Origin of the sequence: Brevundimonas subvibrioides ATCC 15264 (assembly GCF_000144605.1) — a bacterium.
Classification (GTDB): Bacteria; Pseudomonadota; Alphaproteobacteria; order Caulobacterales; family Caulobacteraceae; genus Brevundimonas; species Brevundimonas subvibrioides.
Genome location: NC_014375.1, coordinates 2,967,070 through 2,977,500, shown reverse-complemented (window position 1 = coordinate 2,977,500; position 10,431 = coordinate 2,967,070). Strand labels below are relative to the sequence as shown.

Annotated in this window: 7 protein-coding genes, 1 tRNA gene and 2 rRNA genes (1 of these 10 only partly in view); 6 read left to right on the top strand and 4 right to left on the bottom strand. The window is 61.1% G+C overall.

Annotated elements, in window-relative coordinates; translation table 11 throughout:
- From BRESU_RS14610 to BRESU_RS14600, 3 genes are all read left to right on the top strand, one after another.
- Positions 1-415: ribosomal RNA gene (locus BRESU_RS14610) — 23S ribosomal RNA — on the top strand; it begins 2,369 nt to the left of the window's first position.
- Between the two features lie 70 nt (positions 416-485).
- A 5S ribosomal RNA gene (rrf, locus tag BRESU_RS14605) occupies positions 486-600 on the top strand.
- A 67-nt stretch (positions 601-667) separates the two neighbouring features.
- Positions 668-744 (top strand) — tRNA-Met (locus BRESU_RS14600).
- Positions 745-878: 134 nt separating this feature from the next.
- On the opposite strand, the gene BRESU_RS14595 is transcribed toward BRESU_RS14600, so the two are convergent.
- The 3 genes from BRESU_RS14595 to BRESU_RS17220 form a co-directional block, all read right to left on the bottom strand.
- Positions 879-2,330, bottom strand: coding sequence for a recombinase family protein (locus BRESU_RS14595; protein WP_013270333.1), 1,452 nt, complete (start codon positions 2,328-2,330; stop codon positions 879-881).
- Positions 2,330-2,647, bottom strand: coding sequence for a hypothetical protein (locus tag BRESU_RS14590; protein WP_156796179.1), 318 nt, complete (start codon positions 2,645-2,647; stop codon positions 2,330-2,332). Before BRESU_RS14590 ends, BRESU_RS14595 begins: the two co-directional genes overlap by 1 nt.
- A 69-nt stretch (positions 2,648-2,716) precedes the next feature.
- Positions 2,717-2,956: a helix-turn-helix domain-containing protein gene (locus tag BRESU_RS17220; RefSeq protein ID WP_083777565.1), complete on the bottom strand. Its 240-nt coding sequence runs from the start codon at positions 2,954-2,956 to the stop codon at positions 2,717-2,719.
- A gap of 71 nt (positions 2,957-3,027) precedes the next feature.
- On the opposite strand from BRESU_RS17220, the gene BRESU_RS14585 reads away from it, so the two are divergent.
- Positions 3,028-3,852, top strand: coding sequence for a hypothetical protein (locus BRESU_RS14585; protein WP_013270332.1), 825 nt, complete (start codon positions 3,028-3,030; stop codon positions 3,850-3,852).
- Positions 3,853-5,252: 1,400 nt separating this feature from the next.
- Positions 5,253-6,404 carry a hypothetical protein gene (locus BRESU_RS14580; RefSeq protein ID WP_013270331.1) on the top strand — a complete coding sequence of 384 codons (1,152 nt, stop codon included), beginning with the start codon at positions 5,253-5,255 and terminating at the stop codon, positions 6,402-6,404.
- A gap of 330 nt (positions 6,405-6,734) precedes the next feature.
- Here BRESU_RS14580 and BRESU_RS14575 read toward each other — a convergent pair whose 3' ends face one another.
- Positions 6,735-8,075, bottom strand: coding sequence for a DUF5677 domain-containing protein (locus tag BRESU_RS14575; RefSeq protein ID WP_013270330.1), 1,341 nt, complete (start codon positions 8,073-8,075; stop codon positions 6,735-6,737).
- 198 nt (positions 8,076-8,273) lie between these two features.
- Here BRESU_RS14575 and BRESU_RS14570 point away from each other — a divergent pair, with 198 nt between their 5' ends.
- Positions 8,274-10,406 carry a P-loop NTPase fold protein gene (locus BRESU_RS14570; protein WP_169308027.1) on the top strand — a complete coding sequence of 711 codons (2,133 nt, stop codon included), beginning with the start codon at positions 8,274-8,276 and terminating at the stop codon, positions 10,404-10,406.
- The last annotated feature ends 25 nt before the right edge of the window (positions 10,407-10,431 follow it).

The following is a 10,431-nucleotide window of genomic DNA, read 5'->3' as shown; positions in this document are numbered from 1 at the left end:
GTCCATATCGACGGCAAAGTTTGGCACCTCGATGTCGGCTCATCACATCCTGGGGCTGGAGCAGGTCCCAAGGGTTCGGCTGTTCGCCGATTAAAGTGGTACGTGAGCTGGGTTCAGAACGTCGTGAGACAGTTTGGTCCCTATCTGCCGTGGGTGTTCGAAGCTTGAGAGGATCTGTCCCTAGTACGAGAGGACCGGGATGGACATACCTCTGGTGGACCTGTCATGACGCCAGTTGTGCAGCAGGGTAGCTAAGTATGGAATAGATAACCGCTGAAAGCATCTAAGCGGGAAACTAACCTCAAAACAAGGCTTCGCTGAGGATCGTGGAAGACTACCACGTTGATAGGCCAGGTGTGGAAGCGCGGCGACGCGTGAAGCTTACTGGTACTAATAATCCGATCGGCTTGATCGTTTCTCAGCAAAACTCATTCGATCTTTAACAGACAATGTCTTCTCAAATAATCTGCTGTCCGCCTGGTTGACCTGGTGGTTATGTCGGAGGTTCCCCACCCGATCCCATTCCGAACTCGGTCGTTAAGCCCTCCAGAGCCAATGGTACTTCGTCTCAAGGCGCGGGAGAGTAGGTCGCCGCCGGGTCTACCAGTCGGACAACAGATTATCTGAAAACTCTCTCGAACTCTTCCTTCACAACACACCCATCTGCCGCGGGATGGAGCAGCCCGGTAGCTCGTCAGGCTCATAACCTGAAGGTCGCAGGTTCAAATCCTGCTCCCGCACCCAATATTGTAGTATTATCGCCTTCCTGGTTCACCAGGGCGGCGATTTTGCCTTGTACCGTCAGTGCGAACTTCCCGCGCTCCGGCAACGGCATCACCACCGCGGTCTCGATCAATTTGCGCACCAGGTCCCGCGCCTCAGCCGCAGCCTCGCTGTCTATGCGTTCGAGGGCGCGCTCCAGCGACGCCACAACCGTTCGATAGTGGTCCGCCATGCGCGGGTGCAAGGCCACGAGCGGCGCCGCCGGCGATGTCGCCAGTTCGGATTCCAGTTCGCTGCGACGGATCTCCAGCGCCGCCAGCCGGTCTTGGACGGCCAAGCCGCTCAACACGCCGTCGGCGACCTGGTCCACCAAGGCGATCCGCCCGGCGCTTCACCTCCGCGAGTTCGCTCTCCGCTTTTGATCGCCCGAGCGCCAGAGTTCGCGCATCGTGCTCGGCGGCTCGCCGCGCCTCTTCGACGGCCAGCGCCACGCGTTCCGGCGCGAGAAGGCGATCCTTCACCGCAGCCAGGACGCGGGCTTCGATCTCCTCGCCCTTGATCCCACGGCCATTGCTACATGCAGCTTGGCCTTGCTCGCGGCGCTGAGAACACATGAACCGCCGATCTGCGCCGCTACGGATCATAGGGCCGCCACAGGCCCCACAGGTCAGCTTGCCGCTCAGCAGATGCTTCGGCCGCACCGCAGCCAGTGACGATGTCTTTTGCGGGCCCAGCCTATTCTGCTCGTAACGCGCCCGCACCTTCACCCAGAGATCCTCAGGGACGATGCGCAGGTCGGGCGCCGCTGTACGGACGATGTCCTCAGCGTCGCCCGTGCGAGCGCGCCGCTTGCCGGTTCGACGATCCTTCATCCAGGTCTGGCGACCGAAGACGAGCATGCCCCGGTAGAGTTCGTTGTGGATGACGCCGTTGCCCCGCTCGGCATTGCCGTTGATGGTGGAGGCGTTCCACTTTCCGCCCCGAGGTCCCGCGATCCCTCGCGTATTCAGATCGTTGACGATCGCGCGCGGCGACGCGCCGGCGGCGTAGCGGCGGAAAATCTCCCGCACGATATCGGCCTCGGTAGCGTCGATGTCCCGCAGGCCCCGGATCGGTTCGCCCACCGCGTTGAGTTCACGGCGGATCCGATAGCCATAGACGCGGCCGCCGGTGTGTCGCCCCGAGCGAACCACGCCCTGTAGGCCCCGCCGTGTCTTGCGGCCGATTTCCTGCAGCTGAAGGGCGTTCATCGTGCCTTTCAGGCCGACGTGGAGCTCGGTGACATTGTCCTCGGCCAAAGTGCGAATTCGGACGCCGTGGAAACGAAGGTCCTCAAACGTGGCCGCGACATCGGCCTGGGAGCGAGACAGTCGATCCAGCGCCTCGCAGATAACAACGTCGAACTGGCCCGCCTCGGCGCTGCGCATCAGGGCGTGCAGGCCAGGGCGGTTAGCGGCGGAGGCGCCGGAAATGGCGGCGTCTTCAAAAGTCGCCACGACCTGGACGCCTTGGCGCTCGGCATAGGTCCGACACGCGGCGAACTGATCCTGAATCGACGCCGCGTTCTGAAGGTCGCTGGAATAGCGGGCGTACAATGCTGCGCGCATCAGCGATCAGGCTCCGGAGGATTGAAGGAGCCGGAAGGTTGCAGATCGATCGCCACACGCGCAAGGGCGCGGGCCAACGCGTCGAGCAGCGCTTGCGCGCCGATCACTCGGGTCTCCGGCCACAGTTCGTCGCAAGCGGCAATGCCGCAGATGTCGACGATGACCGTTTGAGCGGCCTGCAAGGGAGCGGCTTGCGAAGGGGGCACCGCCGAAGCGTCATCGCTTGCCGGTTGGTGCTGCGGACCAGCGTGGGTGAGGCCGGTCGCTGCATCGATGGTCGTGTGTGCTTCGTTCGAAGCGAAGGATATGTTTTTCATCGCTACATCCATTTGGAAAAAGGGATGCAGGGATCAGGCTGACAGCAGGGCTATCCTCGTCGGCAGCTCTTAACGAGACGTTACGGCCCCGGATCCGTCCGGGAGCAGATCTCGCGCTTGGCAGTCGAGGCCGCGCGCCAAGGCGAAGACGGCCTTCACGCCCACGTTCCGCTCGCCGCGCTCGATTCCGCCTACGTAGTTCCGGTGCAGGCCTGCGCGTTCGGCGAGTTCTTCCTGGCTTAGCGCGCGCTCAAGGCGCCAACGTCGCACACAGGCCCCGAAGGCCAACAGGTCAGGGTCATTCGCCACCCCTTGGCCTTGCGGCCGAGCTATGTCCGCATCTACACACTATCAGTGTGATCTGGGGCGGAAGGTGCAAGATGGACAGGAATGGCCGGTTTGATGACGACGACTTCATCCCTCAGCTGATCGGCGATAACTCGCACCTTGACGCCGCCGCACTCGCCGAGCTTGAGCAACTGGCGGCACTCGACATGCTGCGTCGAGCGGCGACGGGAGGTCTGGAGGACGTGGGTTGCCAGGTCCTGCAGGCGCTATTGGTTCTCTGGCAGCGTCAGCGCCGGGAGAGTTCGGACCGGTCGTTTGTCGTCGCAGTCATGGCGGCTCACCTGGAAGATCTGACGGGCCTGACCGAGGAGGTCGTCCTCAGGGGTTTGCGTGAGCTGCGCCCCTTTGTGCGGGTTGAGGATGAAGAGCTTTATTTCGACGGCGATGTCGAAGTGGGGTTGGAGCCTCTGCTCGCTGCTGGGGTGGCGGAGCGGCTGGACCGCTTCTGGCGGGTAAGCCACGTTCAGATCATGCAGCGCGCGGCCAAGGAGGCGGGGGAGGGGATCGAGTCCTTTTTCCGCCTCGCGGAAGAACCGGGTCGTGCGGGGAATGCAGATAGGGTGTCCGCCCTGCGCCTCGAATGGCGACGCCACGTCGAGCAGCGGCGGTTCACCGACGCCCGAAACTTCCCGGACGCCGTGGCTGACCTGCAGGGTCTCCACGCCGAATTGGCGACGCTTGAACGAATCCATGACGCGTTGGCTGGCCTCGTGGTCCGCGCCGACGAACATGCAATGACCTTTCATGAGCGTCATCGACAGACCTCCGGCACGAAACTTCAAGCGCTGCGCACCAATCCCCTCGCCAATCCGAAGCGGGCGCCACAACGAGTCGCCCTCTTCTCTCTGGTTCAGTGAGATAGTCGGGCAGTAGCGGAGGTCCAAATGGCTGAGGTGGGGTATTTCGTCTTGGGTCTGCTGATCGGCGCCGGCTTGTGCTGGGTCCTCGCGCCGCTTTGGCAAGGGTTTGTTCAGGGGTTGTCTGAGGCTCGCTCGGATGCCTCCCGCGGGGCGGTAGGTTCGATAGCTCCTCTTCGCAGTAGAAACGGCGCCTAGAGGTCCGGCGAGCCAATGGTCCGGGGAAAACCAGTGGGTCGGTTGCGGTAGCACCCCACAGGGGGCCGTTTCGACGTCGTCATTCTGGGGCCGAATGACGTGCACACACTACGCACACCTGCGGTGGAGATGAGTTGTTGTAAAGCAACACTAATAAAACGCCGAAGGGTGGAGCCGAGAGTTACTCCACCATGCGCAAAGTGCCCGTTCAGCGATATTAATCAGCGAGTTAAGGTGGAGCCAAAAGTTACTCCGGTCATACAGTTCGCTAAAAAGACCCGCAGCGACGTATGCGGCTTGGATGACCGTCGAACTGGCACGACCTTACTAATGAGGTGGGCGACTAGTCGCCCACCGGAAGGTCTTGTTTTCAGAGCTATATCGGGACGGCGGGGAAAAGTGGGCGAGAAGTCGCCCACCTTGCGCCCGGAAAGTCGGGTGAGATTACAAGCCTCTAGCGGAAGCGCAGGTGTGCGTAAGGTGTGCACGTCATTCCGCTCGAATGACGCTCCTCGAGTGGCCCCCTCAGGGGTGTTGCGGACAGCCCGATTGGACTGAAATCGAATGATGGGCTGCCCGACCCTCTAGGCGTCTCGCGGAGCGATAGCGCCACTCAAGCAGACCACCCCGTCAGTGCGGGTCCGCCGCACCTCCGACCACCCCTGGACGAGCCCTTGGCAGACAGGAAGCAGGACCCAACATACGCCAGCTCATCGTTGCATGCTCGTCGGCTGGGATCACGAGGTCCTCGAGTGAGTCGTAAATCCGTTCGAGAGTAGCCAGTCGTCGTGGAGACCCTGCAGGTCCGCCAGCGCCTGCGTGAAGTTGAGAGCATCGAGGAGCCGGCGCTGCTCCAGATGGAATCGCCTTGCCAGCTGGGGGCCGATCAGACGGCCCGCGTTCCACGGCAAATGGGTTGGATGAACAGGTCAGACTGGCGCATGGCCAACCTCCATTGAGGTCGCCTCCCTGTCCATTCCCCATTCTGCGCTCTCAGCATCGCTTCAGCGCCAAGAGGAGACATTGGGCTCGCTCCAGAACCGGACCTTCAGCCGCTGGCCGTAAGCGGCGAGACTGAATCTTCGCGGAACTTGCCCACCGACAATAGGCGTTGCAGATCACCAGGACTGCGACATTTCCTCTCACAATGGCGTGGGGGCTCGAATGGCGCGAAGTCGCGCCAACGGAGGTAGCTGTTCGTCATGACGGAGGCGGCGACCCAATACGTCGTACAGTTCGAGGAGGGCTTTCCCCGTGCCGAGGTCGAAGCGCTGGGCGCGGAGTTGATGGCTGCTGGCATCTTGGCTCCAGGCTTCATTCCACCTTCGGCAGGGTTGTTGCGACTGGAGGCGATCGTCTACGCCACGGACGAGCAAGGTTACGATACCGTGGTCCTGCCCGATAGAAATCTGGTGTCGCGAATGGCCCGCGTAGCGCGTGACGGCCACGCTGAGCTTAGGGACAAGACGACACGGAGCGCCGTGGCCCTGATGGCGTACTGCCAGGCCATGCAGGTCCTATTAGAACCCTCAATTGCTTTCCATGAATTGGGTTTCGTGTCGGGAAACAGCATCGCTCGCGAGGAGCTAGCTTGGTTCCGAGCCGCCGATCGGGGCGCGGTGCTGGATTGGGTCGCCCTCGCTGCCGGCCAGAAGGACCGCGTGGCCTTGGGAGATCCAGCGACCCTGTCGGATTTTGATTTCGAAAAGCCGCTCATGCGCTGGCGACGCAACTACGTAGTCGCGCTCAAGGCGGCCGAGCTGGAACTCACACCCGCGACCGCGCCCTTAGAGCGGGCGATGGCGCTACTAGAGTGGATGGACAAAGACTTCGTACTGGCGGGGCCGGCGGCGTTGTTCGTCTCGATGTATTACGGGCCCAAGGCGGCACGAGCCGGACTCTTTAAGCAGCTGCGCTCACCCGATCGCCAAGCGGCGATCGACGGGGCCAGGAATGCGGCTTGGGACATGACCCACCTCAGCGACTTCGTGGTTCGCGTCACCAAGGCCGAGGAACAGCGCCGACGTTACATCTTCGCCAGCGGCGACCTCAGCCTCGTGCGGATCGCCTCGCGCCTGTTCCTGGGCCCCGAGCCGGCCGACGGCTTGCCAAGCCTCGAACAGGGCCTTCGGGAATGGTGGTCCAACAAAGACGCCGAGCGCCTAGCTGAGGCGGTGTTCGCACGTTTCGACATAGAGCGATTCAAGGATCGTCCCCTTCCCAACCCGCCGCCGGAGAGCATCGATAGCTTGGTCGCTAAGGGGGAGGCCTTCGTTAGGGCGTGGCCCTTCAGGATTTCCCCGTCGGATCGAAGCGCTCTGGCTTCCGGAGGTCAGCGGCGCGCCAGCAGTTGAAGTTCGCGCCGGGGCAATCGCCGCGCCTAGAACTCGTTGACCCGGGTTTTGCCGAAGGGTTTCCACAGGTGTTTGGCGATCAACCTAAAGCGCCATTCCTTCATGGCATCCATGCTGACGGTATGAAGGGGGCCTTTCGAAAGCACTTCGGTATCGGCGAGCTCTGTCGCCGCCTTCAGTTGGTTACCTGCGCGGTCATCCTGCTAAAGGGACGCCGATGGCGCCGCCAGTCGAGCCTCGGCGGCTCGGAAGCCGATAACCGTAGCCCGTGAGCTGAGCGCCCTTATCGTGCCGCTCTTAAGACACTGCCCGCTGAGATGCATGCGCAACTTATTTGGTGGTCGTTGGCTCTCTTCCATCTACTGAAGCGGTCGATACGTTTCCAAAACGCTGACGGCGCATTGGACGCAACGCGGCAGACGCAGCCTTTGCGAGGCGTTCGTTTTGGTATCCGCGCTCATCGTCGCCGAGCTTCTTCGCCGCCTTGGCCAAAGCTGGCCCCACCCGGTCGCGCAGGAGCAGGAGCGTTTTGACCTCAGCGAGACGGTCGAGATTCTTGCTGACATCCCCGATGTACTGGCTGGTTAGCAACAGAAGGGTTTGGGCGGTACGCTCGCCGGGCTCGGTCAACCCTGCATTGCTTCGGCCAGCCAAGAGGACTTCCCGCTCCCCAATCGAACTTAGATTGAAAAATAGGCTCCGAGCGGTGGCGTGCACATTGAACGATGCCAGCTTGTAGAACCCGCTGAAGGCGCTCTGATCTACCGCTTCTTGGAGATCCTTGAACGTGGGCTTTTTCAGCCGGAGCTTCTTGGCTGCCCAGCCATATGGGTAGGCGAAGGTTGGCCCAAATCTGGCTATGGCATCATCGTAGCGGCGATCGATTTTTGCCCGCTCACGCTTTGCAATAGGCTTGAAGCCCGCGGGCACTTGGAACGCGTCGTACTCATCCGACTGTCGCTTCACCTCGATGGCGTCGTGCAAAATATACCGCTCTGCCAGTTCCTCATCGCCCTCCGAAATCATCAGCGCGACGACTGATAGTTCGTGTAGCGTTCGCCACCTTGCCATCGCCCCCTCCGCAAAGCCGTTCTCCAGCAGGCAGATGATTTCGTCGGCGATCTGGCATCCACGGGTGTGCAGTCTCACCATCACCCAACGACGGAAATGGTGTCGTCGTGATCGCGACTTGTTGTACCTGGCCATCGCCTCTCTTCCCACTTCCCGACAGCAGGTGAGCAGCATCCGGAGGTAGTCCAGACCCTCGCCCCAACGTTCCTCAAGCCGCTCCTTAAAGCCGTCAGTCTCGGCTTTTTGGCGGGCATTCTCGTCGGGCCACTTCGACCGAAGATCGTTGAACACGCTGCGGCTGAAGCCCTCGATCCCCGCGTCGAAAATCTCGGGAACCTTGCCAAGGATTTGGTCGATCGCGACGTCCAGTTCAGCTTCATTCTCGTCGGTGAGATCGAGCTTGTATTCCCAGTCATCGTCCCCACCGTCCCAGACGAAGCCACCTTCATCTCCAGACAAGAGATGCTTGGCGTAGGCATCGATTGTCTCAGGAGGCATCGGGATGCCTGCTTCGGTCAGTTTGCGCTCCAATAGGGCGCGCAATAGCTCGTGCTGCACGTCCGATACCGCGTCTTGGATAGCGTCATCTATGAATGCCATGAGCCTACCCTAGTCCTTGGCAGGGAGTCCGAAAGAAGAACTCGCAGCTTATCCTCAGGACGCTCAGCCTGCGCAGATGGCGGTTGCCAGCTTCACTATAAGTTGTATGCCGGATTGAGAACGATCTTTCGATGGGAAGTGACGATGAGCGTTTCTAACGACAGCCCAATAGGCTCCCCGAGCGAGGATCGATTTGGCTTGAATCCGTTCGCTCGGGCGGTTGCACAGAGCCTGACGACGATGAGCGCCCCGGAGGGAGTCGTCGTCGCGATCAGTGGCCCTTGGGGCGCAGGCAAAAGCAGCGCCGTCAATCTGGTCAGGCATCACCTCCAACGATCGGTTGAGGACGGCTCGCTTGTGATCGTGCCGTTTAACCCGTGGTGGTTCCCCGGCTCCGATGCGCTGACGCTATCGTTCTTCCAAGAGCTAAGTGCCGCCATCGGCCCGTCACTTCCATCCAAGCTCCGCAACTCCTTGGCCGCGCTTGGTCAAGGCGTGTCCGCTGTCGGTGCCTTTGCCGGCGCCATCGCCAGCTTGGGCTCACCGGGGATCGGCGATCTGTTTTCAAAGGGAGCTGCGCTCCTCGGGCGAGCCTCAAAACAGGAGCGCACGATCGACGAGGAGCATCGTCAGATAGCCAAGGCGTTGAGAGAACGAAGCAAGCGTTTCGTCGTCGTTATCGATGACATCGACCGGCTCAGCCCCGACGACGCGCTCACCATCTTCCGCCTAGTCAAATCCGTCGGACGGCTACCGAACGTGATCTATCTCTTGGCGTTTGATCGTCAGATCGCGGAGCGGATCGTTGCCGAGCGGTTCCCTTCCGAAGGCCCGAGCTATCTGGAAAAGATCATCCAGCGCTTTTTCCCGCTGCCACCGCCTGTGCAGACGACGCTCAACCAATTGGTCGTCGAGTCGGCTGTGAAGGTGATGGGCGATGTCCCTGAGCGGCAAGTGGCGCGCTTCTGGAACGTCTTCCACGATGTCATCGCGCCAATTATCCGGACGCCACGCGATGTGGTGCGGCTGGTCAATCACATTGCCACAGGCTGGCCTGCCGTCGAGGGCAATGTCGATAGGGCCGACTTCCTGGCAATCAGTGCGCTCGAGCTTGCAGAGCCGGAAATCTACGCGCGAATTCGTGCAAATCCTGATCGGCTTTGCGGTGTTCGCCAGCAGAACGACGGAGGCCGCCAAGGCGACATCGGGCAAGAGTATGATGAACTGCTCGGCTTGGCGGATCGGTCGGAACGTGACCGCCGTCGTCTCCGTATCGCCCTTCGCCGTCTGTTTCCCCGCCTCGATGCAGTCTGGGGCAACACTTGGCACGCCGGCGATGAATGGCGTCGCGACCGTCAGATCGCATCCTTGGAACATTTCCGCAGCTACGTTTCATTCGCTGTCTCTGACGACGTTGCATCCGCGCAAACGATTCAGGGAATCGTTGAGCATGCTGCTGACGGTGACTTCATCCGGAATGAGCTGGTTCGCGCGATAGCCGAAGAGCAGCGTGGTGGCGGTACGCAGGCAGCGCTCATCCTCAATGAGCTGCGCTATGCCGCTCCGGACATCGCTGAAGGTGACGTTGCCCCATTCGTAGCGACCCTATTTGAGGTCGCGGACACCCTCGATGTCGATGCCGACCGGCAGCGGGGTTTTGCCGGTATGGGAAACAACCAACTTCGCATCTACTGGCTGCTCAATAGGCTGGTGCAAGACAGATTTGACCAACCCGCTCGCGAGGAAATCTACCGGGCGGCGATGGAGAATGCGTCGCTGGACTGGGCTTTGGATTTCGCTGAGAGCTGTCTGGCTGAGCACACCCCGCGAGAGGGCCGGCGAGTGAGCGATAATCCTCGCGTCAGCGAGGCGGTGGCGAGAGAGCTACGAGATATCGCTCTTCGCAAACTTCGAGCGGCGGCGGAGACGGCTGCCTTCTCAACCAGCCCCAAGCTGATCTCGATCCTGTTTGCTTGGTGGAGATTGAACGGCAGTGACGCTGCGGAAATACGCACTTGGACGGATGAACAGCTTGGCTCCGACGCTTTCGTCATCGCCTTGGCAGCAGACCTCCCCTCCGAATCTTGGTCATTTGGTGCGGGTTGGGATGGGATGGGAGATCGAGTCCAGCGTCGAACGCTGCGGGTCAATCTCCAACCTCTAGAGGATATTTTGGATACAGCGCGCTTAGAGGCTCGTGTCGCCGACTTGCTTGAGGGAGACACGCTCGACGAACAGACACGAGAGACGCTCGTCCTCTACCGCGACACGCCCAGAGGGCGTCACGACATCGGGCGAAGCGGAGCCGACGAGGAAGACGCTGGGGATTGAGAGGGAAGATCTGTCATTGTCATCA

Coding starts and splice junctions, on each gene's coding strand:
- BRESU_RS14595 (WP_013270333.1), bottom strand. CDS start 2,330: ATGCGCGCAGCATTGTACGCCCGCTATTCCAGCGACCTTCAGAACGCG.
- BRESU_RS14585 (WP_013270332.1), top strand. CDS start 3,028: ATGGACAGGAATGGCCGGTTTGATGACGACGACTTCATCCCTCAGCTG.
- BRESU_RS14590 (WP_156796179.1), bottom strand. CDS start 2,647: ATGAAAAACATATCCTTCGCTTCGAACGAAGCACACACGACCATCGAT.
- BRESU_RS14575 (WP_013270330.1), bottom strand. CDS start 8,075: ATGGCATTCATAGATGACGCTATCCAAGACGCGGTATCGGACGTGCAG.
- BRESU_RS14580 (WP_013270331.1), top strand. CDS start 5,253: ATGACGGAGGCGGCGACCCAATACGTCGTACAGTTCGAGGAGGGCTTT.